Origin of the sequence: Brevundimonas sp. MEB006b (assembly GCF_030209705.1) — a bacterium.
Classification (GTDB): Bacteria; Pseudomonadota; Alphaproteobacteria; order Caulobacterales; family Caulobacteraceae; genus Brevundimonas.
The window spans coordinates 251,819-268,307 of sequence record NZ_JARVRL010000002.1 but is presented as its reverse complement, the minus strand read 5'-3'; the positions used below and the strand labels follow the sequence as shown (position 1 = coordinate 268,307).

The window sequence follows — 16,489 nt, the reverse complement described above, 5'->3', positions numbered from 1 at the left end:
GCGGTTCGATGATCCAGGACAAGCACGAACTTCGATCGGCTGCCCGCGCCTTGCGCAAGCGTCTGGCCGAGACCGATCCGCTGGCCGCCAGCCGGGCGGCGGACCATGCCGATGCCCTTCCTGCCGCTCAGATCGTCGCGCTGTATCGCGCCATGGGGTCGGAGATGGATACCGACGCCCTGGCCGCGGCGCTGGAGGCGGCGGGCCGCCGGCTGTGCCTGCCGGTCGTGGTCCAGCGCGACGCGCCGATGGAGTTCCGCGCCTGGTCGCCCGGCGAGCCGCTGGAGATGGACGCCGCCGGATGCCCCGCGCCGCTGCCGCTGGCCGAGGTCGTCATGCCGGACCTGATCCTGACGCCGCTGCTGGCCTTTGACGATCAGGGCGGCCGCCTGGGGCAAGGCGGGGGCTATTACGACCGGACGTTCGCCGCCCGACCCGACGCCATCCGCATCGGTTTCGCCTATGCCGGCCAAAGGGTCGAACGGCTGGCGCTGGAGCCTCACGACATTCGACTGCATGGCGTTCTGACCGAGACCGGCTATACGGCTTTCAAATGAGACTGGCATTTTTCGGCGACGTCATCGGCAAGTCCGGCCGTGACGGCATCAGCGATCATCTTCCGGGCCTGAAGCGGGACCTGAAGCTCGACTTCGTGGTCGTGAATGCGGAGAACGCCGCGGGCGGCTTCGGCATTACCGAGAACACGGCGCGCGAACTGTTCATGGCGGGCGCCGACTGCCTGACGCTGGGCAACCACAGCTGGGACCAACGCGAGGCCCTGACCTATATCGTGCGCGAGCCGCGCCTGATCCGTCCGGCCAACTATCCGCGCCTGATGGATGCGCCGGGCGCCGGGGCCAATCTGTTCGAGACCCATTCGGGCCGCACGGTCCTGGTCATGAACGTGCTGGGCCGGGTGCATATGGACCCGATGGACGATCCGTTCGGCGCGGTGGAGCGCGAGCTGGCGGCGGCGCCGTTGGGCGCGGTGGCGGACGCCGTTATCGTGGACATGCATGCCGAGGTCACGTCCGAGAAGATGGCGATGGGCCATTTCTGCGACGGGCGCGCGTCGCTGGTGGTCGGCACCCACACCCATGTGCCTACCGCCGACTGCCAGATCCTGCCGGGCGGCACGGCCTATCAGACCGACGCCGGGGGCTGCTGCGACTACGACAGCGTGATCGGCAACGAGAAGGAAGAGCCGCTGCGCCGCTTCACCACCCGGATTTCCGGCGGCCGCTACATGCCGGCCTCCGGCCCGGCGACCGTGTGCGGGGTCTTCGTCGAGACCGACGACCGGACGGGGCTGGCGACGCGGGTCGAGCCGATCCGGGTTGGCGGGCGGTTGTCTCAGGCGATCCCGGTCGTCTGACGCGCCCGGCGACGGTCGATCACCGTCTGGCGCACGACCATCAGCTCGGCCGCGCGACGTTTGGGCGTGTGGGTCGCCAGCACATAGGCCTGTGCGGATCGCGCCAGCGCCAATCGTTCCTCGGGTGACGAGATCAGCCGGTCCATCGCCGCCGCCAGTGTCTTCGGGGTCACCGCATCGACATAGAGGGCGTGCGGCCCGCTGGCTTCACGCAGGCCGCCGCGCCCGGACGAGATCAGGGCCGCGCCTGCCGCATGGGCCTCGATCGCCGTGAGGCCGAACGGCTCATCCCAGACAGACGGCGTCAGGGCGATGGCGGCCGTCTGCATCCGTCGCCGCACCTCGCCCAAAGGCGCGGACTTCAGCACCTCGACCCGGTCGCCATACTTTTCCAGCGGCGCGACATGTCGGGCCGCCCAGCGCGCATGATCGTCCCAGTCGTTCAGCATCAGCACGGCGCGCCAGTCGGGATGGGCGTCCAGAACGCAGGGCAGGGCGGCGCACAGCACATCGACGCCCTTTTCCGGCATGGCGCGCCCGGCGAAAGCGATCACCGGCTCTCGATCCTCGGGCGAGGCCAGCCAGGCGCCGGCCTCGATGGGGTTGGGCACCGCGAACGCCCGGGCGTGCAGATCGGGGAAGGTGCGCACGAAGGCGTCGCGCTCCGCCACGCTCACGAAGACCAGGCCGTCTAGCCGCTCATAACGCGCCCGATAACGCCATCGGTCGATGGGGTGGCGCGGCGGGCGCAGGGCGTTGTGGCGATAGAGAAGGTGGGGCGTCTCGGGCAGGGCCTGCTGCACGGCCAGCGCCTGTTTCACCTGCTGATGATGTTCGATCACATCAGGTCGAAAGGCGCGCAGCCGTTCGATAAGTGTCGGCATGCGGCTACGCCCCGCCGGCAGGGCGTCCACGCTTGCTGAAACGCCGTCGTCCGCGCCCTGACAACAGAAGATGCGCGTCTCGCCGCCCTGATCGACACCCGCCATCGTCCGCACCACCGTCTCCATCGAGTTCGGCTGGGCTTCGGAAAACAGGCATCCCGGCGGGAGCAGGATGGCGGTGCGCAAGGTCGCCTCCAGTGGGAAAGTCGGCGCGACCTATAGACGGTTCGTGGCGGAACGGCGACGGCGCCTTAGCTGTTCGGGTAGCCCAGTTCCGGCTCCATCCTCTCGAAGGTGCGGTTCATGGCGTAGGCGTCCAGATTGGGCAGGGCGATATGGCCGAAGCGCAGCGACAACTGGTCCTCTGCGGCGGACTCTCCGCCCTTCGATACCGCCGCGACGTAGAAGGCCGACGCCAGCCCGGTGCGATCCGATCCGCCGGCGCAGTGGATCAAAAGGGGCTTTGGTGCATCGCGCATGATGGCGATCAGGGTGCGGACCTCCTGCGGCGTCAGCTCTTCCTTGGACGACATGCGGAAGTTGATGTGCTGGATGCCCAGGCGACGACTTTCGGCGACCTCGTCGTCATACCAGGGTGAGCCGGGGTTGTGGCCCCGCAGGTTCAGCACGGTGCGGATGCCGTGCTGGCGCTCCATCCGGTCCAGCAGGCCGGGGCGCGGCTGACCGGCCCGATAAATCTCTCCGGCGATGACGGTGTGGACATTGCCGCTCAGGGCGACGCCGATGATGTAGGCGATCAGGCAGACGAGACTGACGGCGGCCGAGATCAGCACGAGCTTCAAGGGTGAGAGCCGGCGGATCACGCGGGGCGCGCTCCCGTAAACCATTTGCGATAGTTGGCCGTGGTGGCGATCAGCAGCACGACCAGCAGGCCTAGCAACGCCGCCGTCGATCCGATGGTGCCCAGGTCCAGTCCGCCCTTGGCGTGCGATTTCGTCAACAGGTCACCCATTGTGGCTCCGAAGGGACGGGTCAGGACGAAGGCGATCCAGAACAGGACGGTGGTCGAAATCCGGGTGAATTTCCAGGCCAGGATCGTCAGGACGATGCCGCCCGAGATCAGGGCGTTGCTCCACAGATACCCCAGGCCCGAGGTGTCGGCCAGAAAGTCGCCCAGGGCCGTACCCAGCGTGTTCGACGCCAGGATGGCCAGCCAGTAGAAGGTCTCCACCCCCGGCTCGCGAATATGATCGACCTTCAACGAGCCATAGGTCAGCCGCCAGGCCGCCAGAACGGCAATCAGGACGCCGGCGATGATCGTCGCACCCGTGGCGTAACCCAGGCCCAGGCTGCGATCCATGAAGTCGGACAGGGTCGTTCCCGCCGTGCTGGTGGACAGGATCACCAGCCAGTAGAGGGCGGGATGAAACCGCTTTGACCGCAACTGAGCGATCAGGGTGATGACGAAGAACCCCAGCAGGATCAGCGAACTGACGGCATAACCGACCTTCAGCGTCATCGAGACCAAATCGCCGCCGGTCTCGCCGACCGTGGTGGCGCAGATCTTCATGAGCCAAAAGGCCAGAGTGACCTTAGCCACCTTATCGACCGCGCCCGTGGGCAACTGTTCAGCAGACGTGGCGCTCATCGTGGCGATCCGGTTTCGACGGCCCACGACGCGCCGGATTTGCGGCCAAGTTTGGGCTGGATCAGCCCTTGCGCCGCGCCCTCAGCCGCAATCGCATGGGCTCGCGGCTGCGCAGGGTGATCTGGTGGACCGGACGGGGTTCCACCGTGGTCAGGGCCTCGACATCGGCGACACGAAGGATGGCGGCGAGCGCGATCATCGCCTCCTGCAGCGCGAAGGTGGCGCCGATGCAGACGCGGGGCCCGGCGCTGAAGGGGATGTAGGCGTAGCGATCAATGCTCTTGCGGTTCTGCGGCAGGAAGCGTTCGGGCCTGAAGGCGTCGGGGTCGTCCCACAGCAGTTGGTGGCGCTGGAGGATCCACGGCGAGATGATGACGGTGGCGCCGGCCTTGATCGTCTGTCCGCCGATCTCGTCGTCGGCCAAGGCCTTGCGGGCCATGGTCGGGGCGGGCGGAAACAGGCGCATCGTCTCCTCCAGCACGGCGCGGGTCCAAGGCAGGGCCTCGGCCCATTCTGGATCGGAGACGTCGAAGGCGTCGGCCTCGGCCTGGAGTCGGGCCAGATACTCCGGCTGGCGCGACAGCAGATGCAGGGTCCAGCCCAGGGCGCGGGCCGTCGTCTCGTGTCCCGCCAGGATGAAGGTCAGGATGTTGGCCGCGACCTCTTCGTCGCTCAGGCCCGGACCGCCGTGTTCGTCGCGGGCCAGCAGAAGCGCGCTGAGCAGGTCGTCTGGCGGCGCGTCGCCGCTCTCGATCTTGGCGCGGCGGGCCTCGACCAGCTTCGTCACGCGCTGCTCGAAGAAACGGGCCGAGCGGAAGCTGGCCAGGCGACCCAGGCGCGGCGCCCAGTCCGGCGCGCCCAGCACGTCCAGCGGATCGATGCGCGCGCCGTTGGCCAGAAACTGGTTCAGCGCCCGCTCGAAACCGCGCGCCTCGCCGCCCAGCTCGTCCGAGAACATGGTCGCCGACAGAATGTCGAAGGTCAGGCCCGACATTTCGCTGTCGATATCCAGCACTCGCCCGCGCGCCGACAGCGACCAGGCGGCCACGCGCGCGTGACAGACCTCGGCCATCCGGGCGTTCAGCGTCGCCATCTTGGCCGGTGTGAATAGGGGCGCGAGGATGCGCCGCGCGCGACGCCAGGCCTCGCCCTCGGTCAGCAGCAGCCCTTCCGCCAGCATCGGTCCCAGCACACGCCGTTGCAGATCGCCCTTCACATAGTTGGCGGCGTTCTCGGTCAGGACGTGCCGCACACCCTCGGGATGGCTGACCACCAGGATTTCACCAAAGGCCGAAGATCCATGCAGTTGCGGCTCGGTAAAATGCCGCTCGGACCACATCTGGATCGGATCGCGCCAGCTGATCCACAGGAAGGGCAGCAGCGACAGCGGTTTGCCCGCGCGCCGGGGCGGTATGGCCGGGCGGAAGATGGTGTCGGCGGTCGTCGCGTCCATCAGACGCTCCCTGTTCAAGTCGCCGGTTCAGCCAGGCGCATCGCCTCTGAAACGCGCCATCCGGCTCCAGCGTTCATGCGGGATCAATGCGACGTCAACGCGGCGTCAACGCGGCGGGCGCGCCCTGCCAATCGCGGCGAGCAACCGCGTCATATCTTCAGCAGCCAAGTCTTTCGCGCGCTGGCTGGAGACGGCGGGTTTCGAAACCGTCGCTACGGGTGGAGCGGCTTGAGCCGCTCTCTTCTTTTCGCGCCTTTCGAAAAGGAAGCGTTGAAGACCCCAGACGAGGTGAGGCGTCCACGGCTGGCCGCAGGCGGTGCTCTTGCCGGCCTTGTTCAGCAGGCCGGCGACCTCGTTAGGCCGGGTGAAGCCGCTTTTGAAACAGGCGCGGAGCAGGGGATCGAGCTCATCCAGAAACGCCTCATTGGAGCGATCACGAAAGGCGAAATGCTTCAGCTCGTCTCTGGTGATCTGCGAAGGCTTGGAAGACGGCCGCCCAGCTGACGCGGCCTTGGTGCGGGTGGGCCCCGCTGGCTTTCCGCCGCCGCGATAGGGTCCCTTGGCCAATCTCAGTTCGCCGGAGGGGCGGTCGGCGTCCAGGCCTTCATTTCGGCGATTTCGCGCGTCTGGGTGTCGACGACCGCCTGGGCCATGCGGCGGATTTCCGGATCGCGGCTGTCGCGCAGGGCGACCTGGGCCATGGCGACGGCGCCTTCGTGGTGGGCGATCATCTTGGCGACATAGGCCTGGTCGATCGTCTGACCCGAGGCGGCGGCCATCTTGCGGTGCATCTCGGCTTCGGAGGCGGCGAAAGCTTTGTCTCCGGGGGGAGGGCTTCCCATGGCGTGACCGGCATGACCGGCGGCTTCCATCTGTTCCGTCGTGCGCGCCGCCGCAGCCTGGTTGGCGGCGGAGGTGTCGCGAAGCGCCTGTTGCACAGGATCGCCGCCGCCATCGCAGGCGCTCAGCAGGCCGAGCAGGGCGAGCGGCGTCAGGACGCGGATCATGCCGCGTCGCCCAGCCAACCCGGCATCCAGCCTTCGTGCCATTCGCGCAGATGGGCGACGGGGATGCTGAACAGTTCGCCCTTGTCGCCCTTGGAGGCGAAGGCGGCGCCGCCCGCATGGCCGACGACCGAAGCGTGCAGACCCGCCTCGCGCGCCTTGGCGATGATGGCGTCGGCGTCAGGCACGGCGACCAGGTAACGGGCCTGGTCCTCGGCGAACAGGAAGATGTGGGCGTGGGCCGCGCTGGAGGCGTCCAGGGTCACGCCGACGTCGGAGGCCAGCACCAGATCGGCGGCGGCGCCGATCAGGCCGCCGTCCGAGAGGTCGTGAACCACGGTCAGCTCGCCCGCCTCGATCCGGTCGCGCACGAAATCACCGGTCTTCTTTTCGAGCTTTAGGTCCACGGGCGGCGGAGCGCCGTCCTCACGGCCCAGGACCTCGCGCAGATAGATGGAGGCGCCCAGTTCACCCTGGGTCTGGCCGATCAGGACCAGCGCATCGCCCTCGGCCATGGTCGAGAAGCCCGTCACTACGTCGTAGTTGGGCAGCAGACCGACGGCGCCCACGGTCGGGGTCGGCGGAATGGCGACGCCGTTGGTCTCGTTATAGAGCGACACGTTTCCGCTTACGACCGGGAAGACCAGTTCGCGGCAGGCCTCGGCCATGCCGTCGATGGCGCGAACGATCTGGCCCATGATCTCCGGGCGCTGTGGATTGCCGAAGTTCAGGTTGTCCGTGATGGCGATCGGACGGCTGCCGACGGCGGTCAGGTTGCGCCAGGCCTCGGCCACCGCCTGTTTGCCGCCCTCATAGGGGTCGTTCTGGACGTAGCGGGGGGTGCAGTCCGAGGTGACGGCCAGACCCTTGTCCGTGCCGTGCACGCGCACCACGCCGGCGTCGGCGCCTGTCGAGGAGTCCTGAAGCGTGTCGGCCATGACGTGGCGGTCGTACTGTTCCCAGATCCAGCGCTTGGAGGCCATGTCGGGGCAGGCGACGACCTTCATCACCGCATCGGCCCAGTTTTCGGGGGCGGGAATGTCGGCGTGATTCAGCCTGGGCTGAAGCTCCGGTTGGACCCACGGGCGGTCATACAGGGGCGCGTCGTCGAAAAGCGGCGCCAGCGGCACGTCGCAGACGGTCTCTCCGTGATGCTTCAGCACCAGGTGGCCGGTGTCGGTGGTCACGCCGATGATGGCAAAGTCCAGGCCCCACTTCTGGAAGATGCGATAGCCGACGTCTTCATAGCCGGGCTTCAGCACCGCCAGCATCCGCTCCTGGCTTTCCGACAGCATCATCTCATAGGCCGTCATGCCGGTTTCGCGCTGGGGCACCTTATCGAGGTTGAGTTCGATGCCGACGCCGCCCTTGCCCGCCATTTCGACGGAGGAGGAGGTCAAGCCCGCCGCGCCCATGTCCTGAATGGCGGCGACGGCGCCGGACGCCATCAGCTCCAGCGTGGCCTCGATCAGCAGCTTTTCGGCGAAGGGGTCGCCGACCTGGACCGTGGGGCGTTTGGCTTCCGACTCGTCGTCGAACTCGGTCGAGGACATGGTGGCGCCGTGGATGCCGTCGCGGCCGGTCTTGGAGCCGAAATAGACGACGTCATGGCCCGCCTCCGGCGCGGCCGAATAATAGATCTCGTCGGCGCGGGCCAGGCCGACGCACATGGCGTTGACCAGGATGTTGCCGTTGTAGCCCTTATGGAAGTTGGTCTCGCCGGCGACCGTCGGCACGCCGACGCAGTTGCCGTAGCCGCCGATGCCGGAGACCACGCCCTTGACCAGGCGCTTGGTCTTCTCATGGCTGGGATCGCCGAAACGCAGGGCGTTCAGCAGGGCCACCGGCCGCGCGCCCATGGTGAAGACGTCGCGCATGATGCCGCCCACGCCCGTCGCCGCACCCTGGTAGGGTTCGATGTAGGACGGGTGGTTGTGGCTCTCCATCTTGAAGATGCAGGCGTCGCCGTCGTCGATGTCGATCACGCCGGCGTTCTCGCCCGGTCCGCAGATGACGCGCTCTCCAGTCGTGGGGAACTTGCCCAAGTGGATCTTGGACGACTTGTAGGAGCAGTGCTCGGACCACATGACCGAGAAGACACCCAGCTCGACATGGTTGGGCTCGCGCCCCAGTCGGTCGAGGACGACCTGATATTCATTGGGGGCCAGGCCGTATTCGGCGGCCAGTTCAGCCATCGACTTCTGGGGGGTCTTTTGCGGAGCGGTCATGGGCGGCGCTTCTAGCCGCAGATGGGCCCAATGTCAGCCCGCGCGGCGCAAGATCGGGGAACATCGTCCATCGCAGGTGGTTGATTCCGTCGACAGCCAAAGGAGCCGCCATGACCGATACGCCCATCGACCCCGCCGCCACCCCCGAAGACGACGACCTGCCCGAGATCGCCGCCGATGACGCCGGCGCCTCCGCCCTGGCGGAACGGGCTCAGAAACGGGCCGACGACACCGAGGAGGACGAGGCGTGAGCAAGCCCCACACCGACCGCATCGTCCCGGCCTCGGGCCAGCAGATGGATCGTTCGAACGATCCAGAAACCACAGCAGAGATGGACACCGCAGCGCCTGAGGCGGCTCTGGCCAGCCGTCGTCAGCGGCTGACTGGTTCGGCCGTGGGGGTCGGCAGCGTCGGCTTCGATGAAACCGGCACCTTCGACGTGGGCGCCGATGACCACGCGCCTCAGGACGACGCGGTCACCGACAAACCCTGAGTCTTAGCGAGCGCGTTCGACGCCGGGTCGCAGGCGGAAGGTCAGCAGCAGGCCGCCGATCAGCAGGACGATCGCGCCGGCCAGGGCCGTGAAGGCGACGGTCGGCTTGTCCGCCTGTTCGGCGACGAACGCGCCCAGAAGGCCCCAGGCCGTCGGCAGCGGATAGGCGAGGGTGCGCAGCACCGCCGTCACCGCCAGGGCGACGACTGTGACGGCGACGATGGCGACGATGGCCCACAGGTCAGGCGACAGGGCGGCGGGCAGGGCGTTGAACGCGGTCGCCGTCGTGATCAGGTTCAACGGCGCAGCCACCGTCAGCCAGCCCGCCAGTGCCGCCAGCGGCCAGACCAGCAGGATGCGCTCTCGATCGAACATCCGCAGCGCGCGGGTGTGGCCGGATACTGCCAGCATCGGCAGTAACAGCGCGATCAGCGAGGCGAAAATCACGCCCACGCTGGCGGCCTTCAGGTTCAGGGCCGCCACGATGATCCAGAATCCGATGCCGAAGAAGGCGACGGCGGACGGCAGACCCATTCGGCCCAGCAGCGGGCTTTCGCCGGTCTGCGGCAGGGCCTGACGGATCGCATAGGCCAGAATGCCGATATAGATCGGGCCCCAGATCGAGAAGGCGTAGCCCGCAACGCGCAGGGTGCTGTTGCCGTCTGCGGCGAACTCGGCCTGGTTCAGGCCCAGGCCCGCCAGGTTCTGAACCAGGGGCACGACGATGGCGAACAGGGCGGCGGCCAGGACGACCAGTCGACGGGTGCGTTGGCGGGGCGTGGGACGGATGATGGAGGACATTCGATTTCCAGTGCGACGCGTGTTCCCGCCTTTACGCCTCGCCACGCCAGAAGGTTCACCGCGAGCGGCAGAAAAGTGAAGCTTGCATTGGCGGGCGGCGGCTTCATTCTGCTCGACATGATGCTCAAAGCCTCTCTGCCTGCTCTGTTCATCGCGATAGCTGTGGCCGCGGGCCAGGCGTCCGCGCAGACGACCGGAGCGCCCCTGCCGACCACGATCCAGACCGCTTGGTCACGCGTTCGCGCGGCCCTGACGCCTCAGCAGCAGGCCAATGAGGTGCGGGGCTTCCTGTCGGCGCTCGCCAACGAGAACAGACGGCCGACGACGCCGGCGCTGGATGCTCGCGATATCGCCTCGGGCCGCGCCGTGTCGCTCGACGATCCGGCCCTGCTGCAACGTCCGCAAGCCCATGAGGTCACGGTGACGGTGGATGGTCAGTTCCTGATCTTCCGCCCGATATCCCGCGCGAGTCTGGAGCCGTTTTTCGGCCGTTAGGAACCGAAGGCGCCCACAGGCGGTTGTTCGCGGGACCCCTTTAAAAGGATGCTCGCATGGCCGACCCAGACAACGAAGACCTGAACCTGACCGAAGAGGTCGAGGCCAATCTCGCGATCGAACAGGGCCTCGGCGTCGGCGCCCGCGAACTGGCTGCTCAACGCGAGGCCGGAGAAAAGTTGTTCGACGACGATCGGGCCGAAGACGATGAAGCTGCCGACCTGTCGGACGGTCGCGCTCAGATCAAGGACATCTGACGGCCGTCAGGGCTCCATTTTGAAGGTGACCGAGAAACGGACCATTCGGCCGGCAAGCGAGAGACCGGCCGCAGCGGCCTGTTCGGACAGTTTGAGGCGCGCTCGCGGCAGCGACCGTTCAACTGACTGCCACAGGTTGTAACCCGCTGGCTGCTCGCTCTCTGTCTGGCATTCAGTCATCTGACCGGCGTCAGTGAGGACGCAGGACAAAACCACATAGCCCTCCAGCGGGCTTCGACCATTCACCGATGCTGGGAAAACCGGACGCGGCATCGTCTGCCATTGTACGGTATCAGGCAGCCCATCTTGGCCGTTGCCGTCAATCTCCTTAGCCCGCGCTTCGCGTGGGTCGATCATCGGTCGGCCACAGGCGGTCAATGTCTGTTCGATCGCGGTGCTGGATGGATCCAAATCCATGACATATCGCGTTCGCGGACCGCCGGACGTGGATGGAACGATGACCTGAAGCTTGCCGCCTTTCGCCAGATCGCGCGCCACGACTGCGGGTATGCGGCTGAATGCGGTGTTGCGCTGCGTCCCCACCGTCCATACAGACGTGTAGGGCTCTTCCTGGTCGCCGGCCTGAATGCCCAACTCACGCGACATATCGCGACGGGGCGCCTCCGGCAGTCCCGAGATCAAGACGTCGTAAGCTCCATCGACGCAGCGCGCGGCGATAGCCAAACCAGAAGTAAAGTCGATCGTGGCCAGCACGGCCTTGCGCTCGGGCACGGACGTTACCGTCCAGTCCTCGCTCTGTGGAGCGCTTTCCTGAGCCATAACGGGTGCGCCGGCGGCGAGGGCGGCGAAGGCGAAGATGAATCGGAGGCAATTGTGCATCGACCCAATCCGCACCAACTTGCGATTGCCGTCAAGCGGCGGCGTAGATGCTCCGGAACAGGGTCGCGCCGTCGGCGGAGCCGAGTTCGGCTTCGAAGGCGCGATCCGGGTGGGGCATCATGCCCAGGACGTTCCCGCGCGCGTTCTGGATGCCGGCGATCTCGTTGACCGAGCCGTTCGGGTTGTCGACGTAGCGGAAGACGACCTGGCCCTCGCCCTCGATCCGGGCCAGTGTCTCGGCGTCGGCGAAGAAGTTTCCGTCGCCGTTGCCTTGGGTCATCGTCACTTCGCGCTGGCCCTGATAGCCGGCGGTGAAGCGGGTCTGGCCGTTGGCGACGGTCAATGCGATCGGCTTGCAGACGTATTTCAGACCCTTGTTGCGCAGCAGGGCGCCGGGCAGCATTCCGGCCTCGCACAGGATCTGGAAGCCGTTGCAGATGCCGACCACCGCGACGCCGTCGTCCGCGGCCTTCTTGACCGCCTGCATCACCGGCGACTGGGCCGCCATGGCGCCGCAACGCAGATAGTCGCCGTAGGAGAAGCCGCCTGGGATGACGATCAGGTCCAGGCCCTGGGGCAGTTCGGTGTCGGCGTGCCACACCATCGAGACCGGCTCGCCGGTGGAGCGTTCGACGGCGACCTTGCAGTCGCGATCACAGTTGGAACCGGGGAAGACGATGACGGCTGCGCTCATGGCGCGGGCCTTTAGCAGGGTTCTTTCGCCTTGTCAGGCCGTCGCGCGCGCCCGACCGGTCAGCCAGGCGATCAGGAAGATGACGAAGCCGCCCAGGGACAGGCCCATGCCGACCCAGCCGGTCGAGGCCCAGCCATAGCCGGCCGCGATCGCCATCCCTCCCAGCAGCGGGCCGATGGCGTTGGCCGTGTTGAACGCCGAATGGTTGAGCGCCGCCGCCAGGGTCTGGGCGTCGCCGGCGACATCCATCAGTCGCGTCTGCAGGATCGAACCCAGGCCGCCCCCGCCGCCGATCAGGAATACCACGACCATCACGGCCCACAGGTGGGGCGCCGCCAGCGGATAGAGGGCCAGCGCCGCCGCGCTCCACAGCAACAGGCCGCCCGCCGCCTTGAACCCCAGATGGTCCGCCGCCCAGGCGCCCAGGATATTGCCCAGGAACATGCCCACGCCAAACACGGCGAAAACCCAGGGGAGGACAGCCGTGCCGGCGCCCGTCACCGCCTCGAGCGTCGAGGCGAGATAGGCGTAGACTGCGAACATGCCGCCAAAACCAATGGCGCCCACGCCCAGCGTCAGCCAGACCTGACTGCGCTTCAGGGCGCCCAGCTCGCGCCAGGGGCTGGCGTCGGGGTGGGCCGGATCGCGCGGAGCGAATAGGGCGACCAGCGCCATGGTCAGAACCGCCAGCACGCCGACGATGGCGAAGGTCCAGCGCCAGCCGTGGGCATGGCTGATGATGTTGACGACGGGCACGCCTAGAACGGTCCCGACCGTCAGCCCCATCAGGATGGTCGAGACTGCGCGCGTGCGAAAATGTAGCGGCACGATGGAGGCCGCGACCAGGGCCGCCACGCCGAAATAGGCCCCGTGCGGCAAGCCGCTGAGGAAGCGAAAGACCAGCATCCAATGGTAGGTCGGGGCCAGGGCGCTGGCCACATTGCCGATGGCGAACAGGGCCATGAAGGCGATCAACAGCAGCCAGCGTGGGTAGCGTGCGCCTAGGACCGCCAGGATCGGCGCGCCGACTACGACGCCGGCGGCATAGGCGCTGATGACATGGCCGGCGGTCGGCGCATCGACGCCAAGCCCGGCGGCGAAGTCCGGCAGGATGCTCATGGCCGCGAACTCGGTCACGCCGATCGCGAACCCGCCCATGGCCAGGGCGATCAGCACGAGGGCGACCGCCCCGCGCGAGCGGACGGGAAGGCGGGTGTCAAGGGCGGCGTCGGTCATGTTGCGCTGCAAACTAATCAGCGTTCATGACGCCACAAGGGCCACGCCGCCCTGCAACGATCACGCTTTGTTTTCGTAGGTGGCGGTGATCGACGCCTTGGCCAGGGTGTGGAAGTGCAGGTTGAAGCCGAATACGGCGCCGGAGTTGTCGGCCGTGACGTCCAGGCTCTCAACATCAACGGCGAAGACGGTGAAGATGTAGCGGTGCGGACCATGGCCGGGGGGCGGGGCGGCGCCGCCGAAGCCGGGCTGACCATAGTCGGTGCGGCCCTGGATGGCGCTGTGGGGCAGATGCCCGCCCGGCGAGCCGGCGCCGGCCGGCAGCTCTGTCACATCCGCCGGAATATTGGCCACCGTCCAGTGCCAGAAGCCCGAGCCGGTCGGCGCATCGGGATCATAGCAGGTGATCGCATAGCTCTTGGTCCCTTCCGGCGCGCCGGCCCATGACAGTTGGGGCGATTGATTGCCCTTGGCGTGAACCTGGGCGTCCGGCAGCACGCCGCCGTCCTGGATGTCGGTGGAGGTGAGGGTGAAGGTCATGGGCGCTCCGTCAATCAAGCCGTCTGCTAAACTGGCGTCGATGCCGAAGGATGCAACCGTCTCCTTCCCGCGACATGGGAAAGGAGACAGCAGAGTTTACGCCGCCTCGATGCGGTAGCTTTCGATCACCGTATTGGCGAGCAGCTGCTCGCACATCTTCTTGGCTTCGCCTTGCGGGTCTTCGGCGCCGGCGAGGTCGAACTCGATCAGCTTGCCGACGCGGGCGTTGGAGACGCCCGACCAACCCAGACCCTGCAACGCGCCTTCGACGGCCTTGCCCTGAACGTCCAGGACGCCCGGTTTGAGGAAGACGTGAACCTTGACCTTGCTTGAAGCGGTTGGGGCCATCAGTGCAGTCCTCCCTGGATCACCGTCGGCATGCCCTTCATGATGCCCAGGCGACGCGCGACTTCGGTATAGCTTTCAATGACATTGCCCAGGTCGCGGCGGAAGCGGTCCTTGTCCAGCTTCTCGCCGGTCGAGGCGTCCCACAGGCGGCAGCTGTCGGGGCTGATCTCGTCGGCCAGGAGGACGCGGCTGAAGTCGTTTTCCCACACCCGGCCGAACTCGATCTTGAAGTCGACCAAAGTGATGCCGACGGCGCTGAACATGCCGGACAGATAGTCGTTCACCCGCACCGTCATCGCCAGCATGTCGTCCAGCTCCTGGGTCGAGGCCCAGTTGAAGGCGGTGATGTGCTCTTCGGTGACCATCGGGTCGTTGAGCTCATCCTTCTTGTAATAGAACTCGATGATCGAGCGGGGCAGGGGCGTGCCTTCCTCGATGCCCAGGCGCTGGCTCATCGAGCCGGCGACGATGTTGCGGCACACGACTTCCAGCGGAATGATCTCGACTTCGCGGATCAGCTGCTCGCGCAGGTTCAGACGCTTGATGAAATGGTTGGTCACGCCGATGCCGTTCAGGCGCGACATGATGAACTCGCTGATCTGGTTGTTCACCACGCCCTTGCCTTCGAGAACGGCCTTTTTCTGCGCGTTGAAGGCGGTGGCGTCGTCCTTGAAATACTGGATCAGGGTGCCGGGCTCGGGTCCTTCGTACAGGATCTTGGCCTTGCCTTCGTAGATCTTCTTGCGCTTGCTGTTCATGGTCCGGTCCCGGCTTACGGGCGCCCTCCAGAAACAAAAATCGCGCGGCCATATGTGGAGGGGGAAGACCCGGTCCTGGCGGCGCGTTTCGGAATCGTTCGGGCAGTCAATCTCGTTCGGGGTCTCCTTAGCCGAAGGCGGCCCTCGATACAAATGAGGATGGCCGGCGCCGCAATCATTGGGGACAGGATGTCCATGCGACGGAAGTCAGGTTGCGTTCGCGGGCGGGCGGTCTATAGACGGCGCTTGCCCCGACGTTAGCGGGGTGGACGGAGCTTTGCTGAGCGAAATGACGACCTTCGACGATCGGGAAAAGGCCTTCGAAGCCAAATACGCCCTCGATCAGGAGCAGGAGTTCAAGGCCATCGCCCGGCGCAACCGGATGCTGGGCCTTTGGGCTGCGGAAAAGATGGGCCTGTCAAGCGAAAGCGCGGACCAGTACGCCGCCGCCGTGGTGCGTGCCGATTTCGAACAGCCGGGAGACGAGGACGTGTTCCGCAAGGTCGCCGGCGACTTCAAGGCCTCGGGCCTGTCGGTATCGGAGGGCGAGATTCGCTCCAAGATCGATGAACTGGCCTCGATCGCCCGCGAGCAGATCCGCGCCGGCGAGTAATCGCCTCGGTCTTTGGACTGATCTGAGAATTCGAAAGGGCCGCACCCGGGGGAAAGTGCGGCCCTTTCTTCTTGCCGGGGACGTTGGGGGGATGTCTCACCCGGCGTACTGTGCGTCTCGCGCCCCTGAAGAACACCAGGGCCGAGATTTGGTTTCAGGCGTCGCCGCCCGAAACCAAATATTTTTACGGCATCAGAACCGTGTCGACGACGTGGACGACGCCGTTCGATTGGCCCACGTCGGCCTGGGTGATCGTGGACTTGCCGCCCTTGGCGTCGGTTATGATCCAGGTGTTGTTCGGGCCGGCCGAAACCTTCAGTTCTTCGCCCTGAACCGTCTTCAGCGTGGCGGTGCCGCCGTTGGCCTCGGCCTGGGCTGCGATATCGGCGGCCGTCAGACGACCGGCGACCACGTGGTAGGTCAGGATCTTGGTCAGATCAGCCTTCATCGCCGGCTGCATCAGGCTGGTGCGCGTCGCCTCGGGGATCTTCTCGAAGGCGGCGTTGTCAGGGGCGAAGACCGTGAACGGGCCCGCCCCTTGCAGGGTGTCGACCAGGCCGGCGGCCTTCACGGCGGCGACCAGGGTGGTCAGGTTGGAGGCTTTGGAGGCGTTGGCGACGATAGTCTCGTTCGGGCTCATGGCAGCGCCGCCCACCATCGGGTCGGTCGCGGGGGCCATGGCGGCGCCGTCGGCCGGGGCCATGGCGGTCGATTCCGCCGGCGTCGTGGCGGCCGGCTCGTTGTTGCCGCAGGCGCCGAGCGCCATCAGCGCGCCGCCGGAGACAGCGACGAGCATAAGATTGCGAAGTTTGGTCATGTGTTTCGTTCCCTTTGGGCCGCTCTCAAGGCGGTAACGGGAAC

General features: G+C 66.6%; 22 protein-coding genes. 8 read left to right on the top strand and 14 right to left on the bottom strand.

Translation table 11 applies throughout. From position 1 onward, the window contains the following. The first annotated feature begins 8 nt into the window (after window positions 1-8). Window positions 9-557 carry a 5-formyltetrahydrofolate cyclo-ligase gene (locus tag QRN13_RS02965; protein ID WP_284876793.1) on the top strand — a complete coding sequence of 183 codons (549 nt, stop codon included), beginning with the start codon at window positions 9-11 and terminating at the stop codon, window positions 555-557. After that, complete coding sequence (locus QRN13_RS02960) at window positions 554-1,375, top strand: TIGR00282 family metallophosphoesterase (RefSeq protein ID WP_017504752.1); 822 nt, start codon at window positions 554-556, stop codon at window positions 1,373-1,375. Before QRN13_RS02965 ends, QRN13_RS02960 begins: the two co-directional genes overlap by 4 nt. Here QRN13_RS02960 and QRN13_RS02955 read toward each other — a convergent pair. From QRN13_RS02955 to QRN13_RS02940, 4 genes are all read right to left on the bottom strand, one after another. Beyond that, window positions 1,354-2,445 carry a glycosyltransferase family 4 protein gene (locus QRN13_RS02955; RefSeq protein ID WP_284876792.1) on the bottom strand — a complete coding sequence of 364 codons (1,092 nt, stop codon included), beginning with the start codon at window positions 2,443-2,445 and terminating at the stop codon, window positions 1,354-1,356. The two genes, QRN13_RS02960 and QRN13_RS02955, sit on opposite strands and share 22 nt — an antisense overlap. A gap of 65 nt (window positions 2,446-2,510) precedes the next feature. Next, window positions 2,511-3,053, bottom strand: a complete 543-nt coding sequence (locus QRN13_RS02950; protein ID WP_235551235.1) for a phosphatase domain-containing protein — start codon at window positions 3,051-3,053, stop codon at window positions 2,511-2,513. Between the two features lie 26 nt (window positions 3,054-3,079). Continuing rightward, entirely contained in the window at window positions 3,080-3,868 is a 789-nt protein-coding gene (locus QRN13_RS02945; RefSeq protein ID WP_284876790.1) for a COG4705 family protein, read from the bottom strand. A gap of 61 nt (window positions 3,869-3,929) precedes the next feature. Further along, on the bottom strand, window positions 3,930-5,321 hold the full coding sequence (locus tag QRN13_RS02940; protein ID WP_284876789.1) for a cytochrome P450: 1,392 nt from the start codon (window positions 5,319-5,321) through the stop codon (window positions 3,930-3,932). A gap of 228 nt (window positions 5,322-5,549) precedes the next feature. Between QRN13_RS02940 and QRN13_RS02935 the strand changes: the two genes are divergently transcribed. Next, a complete protein-coding gene (locus QRN13_RS02935) occupies window positions 5,550-5,825 on the top strand; it encodes a hypothetical protein (RefSeq protein WP_284876788.1) in 276 nt (91 codons plus the stop codon). Between the two features lie 65 nt (window positions 5,826-5,890). Here the strand turns inward: QRN13_RS02935 and QRN13_RS02930 are convergent, their stop codons facing one another. Together QRN13_RS02930 and purL are read right to left on the bottom strand one after the other, a co-directional pair. After that, complete coding sequence (locus QRN13_RS02930; protein ID WP_284876787.1) at window positions 5,891-6,328, bottom strand: DUF305 domain-containing protein; 438 nt, start codon at window positions 6,326-6,328, stop codon at window positions 5,891-5,893. Next, window positions 6,325-8,553 carry a phosphoribosylformylglycinamidine synthase subunit PurL gene (gene purL, locus QRN13_RS02925; RefSeq protein ID WP_284876786.1) on the bottom strand — a complete coding sequence of 743 codons (2,229 nt, stop codon included), beginning with the start codon at window positions 8,551-8,553 and terminating at the stop codon, window positions 6,325-6,327. The genes QRN13_RS02930 and purL overlap by 4 nt, the downstream gene beginning before the upstream one ends. A 110-nt stretch (window positions 8,554-8,663) precedes the next feature. Between purL and QRN13_RS02920 the strand changes: the two genes are divergently transcribed. Then, on the top strand, window positions 8,664-8,804 hold the full coding sequence (locus QRN13_RS02920; RefSeq protein ID WP_199059072.1) for a hypothetical protein: 141 nt from the start codon (window positions 8,664-8,666) through the stop codon (window positions 8,802-8,804). After that, on the top strand, window positions 8,801-9,046 hold the full coding sequence (locus QRN13_RS02915; protein WP_199059071.1) for a Tat pathway signal protein: 246 nt from the start codon (window positions 8,801-8,803) through the stop codon (window positions 9,044-9,046). The genes QRN13_RS02920 and QRN13_RS02915 overlap by 4 nt, the downstream gene beginning before the upstream one ends. 3 nt (window positions 9,047-9,049) lie before the next feature. Here QRN13_RS02915 and QRN13_RS02910 read toward each other — a convergent pair whose 3' ends face one another. Continuing rightward, a complete protein-coding gene (locus tag QRN13_RS02910) occupies window positions 9,050-9,847 on the bottom strand; it encodes a TspO-related membrane protein (protein WP_284876785.1) in 798 nt (265 codons plus the stop codon). Window positions 9,848-9,922: 75 nt separating this feature from the next. Between QRN13_RS02910 and QRN13_RS02905 the strand changes: the two genes are divergently transcribed. Both QRN13_RS02905 and QRN13_RS02900 read left to right on the top strand, forming a co-directional pair. Then, the gene (locus QRN13_RS02905; RefSeq protein ID WP_284876783.1) at window positions 9,923-10,342 is read left to right on the top strand and encodes a hypothetical protein; all 420 of its coding nucleotides are present in this window, start codon (window positions 9,923-9,925) and stop codon (window positions 10,340-10,342) included. Window positions 10,343-10,398: 56 nt separating this feature from the next. Continuing rightward, window positions 10,399-10,599, top strand: a complete 201-nt coding sequence (locus QRN13_RS02900; protein ID WP_055752960.1) for a hypothetical protein — start codon at window positions 10,399-10,401, stop codon at window positions 10,597-10,599. Between the two features lie 6 nt (window positions 10,600-10,605). On the opposite strand, the gene QRN13_RS02895 is transcribed toward QRN13_RS02900, so the two are convergent. The 6 genes from QRN13_RS02895 to purC form a co-directional block, all read right to left on the bottom strand. Next, window positions 10,606-11,439 (bottom strand): hypothetical protein, encoded by an 834-nt coding sequence (locus QRN13_RS02895; protein WP_284876782.1) that lies wholly within the window; start codon window positions 11,437-11,439, stop codon window positions 10,606-10,608. 31 nt (window positions 11,440-11,470) lie between these two features. Continuing rightward, a complete protein-coding gene (purQ, locus tag QRN13_RS02890) occupies window positions 11,471-12,133 on the bottom strand; it encodes a phosphoribosylformylglycinamidine synthase subunit PurQ (protein WP_284876781.1) in 663 nt (220 codons plus the stop codon). A gap of 33 nt (window positions 12,134-12,166) precedes the next feature. Beyond that, window positions 12,167-13,369, bottom strand: a complete 1,203-nt coding sequence (locus tag QRN13_RS02885) for an MFS transporter (RefSeq protein ID WP_284876780.1) — start codon at window positions 13,367-13,369, stop codon at window positions 12,167-12,169. Window positions 13,370-13,429: 60 nt separating this feature from the next. Then, on the bottom strand, window positions 13,430-13,909 hold the full coding sequence (locus QRN13_RS02880) for a YbhB/YbcL family Raf kinase inhibitor-like protein (RefSeq protein WP_284876779.1): 480 nt from the start codon (window positions 13,907-13,909) through the stop codon (window positions 13,430-13,432). Between the two features lie 96 nt (window positions 13,910-14,005). Beyond that, a complete protein-coding gene (gene purS, locus QRN13_RS02875; RefSeq protein WP_055805975.1) occupies window positions 14,006-14,257 on the bottom strand; it encodes a phosphoribosylformylglycinamidine synthase subunit PurS in 252 nt (83 codons plus the stop codon). Next, on the bottom strand, window positions 14,257-15,015 hold the full coding sequence (purC, locus tag QRN13_RS02870; RefSeq protein WP_055752965.1) for a phosphoribosylaminoimidazolesuccinocarboxamide synthase: 759 nt from the start codon (window positions 15,013-15,015) through the stop codon (window positions 14,257-14,259). The genes purS and purC overlap by 1 nt, the downstream gene beginning before the upstream one ends. A gap of 289 nt (window positions 15,016-15,304) precedes the next feature. On the opposite strand from purC, the gene QRN13_RS02865 reads away from it, so the two are divergent. Then, complete coding sequence (locus tag QRN13_RS02865) at window positions 15,305-15,628, top strand: DUF1476 domain-containing protein (protein WP_039244540.1); 324 nt, start codon at window positions 15,305-15,307, stop codon at window positions 15,626-15,628. 184 nt (window positions 15,629-15,812) lie between these two features. Here the strand turns inward: QRN13_RS02865 and QRN13_RS02860 are convergent, their stop codons facing one another. Further along, complete coding sequence (locus QRN13_RS02860; protein ID WP_284876778.1) at window positions 15,813-16,445, bottom strand: fasciclin domain-containing protein; 633 nt, start codon at window positions 16,443-16,445, stop codon at window positions 15,813-15,815. Window positions 16,446-16,489: the final 44 nt, after the last annotated feature.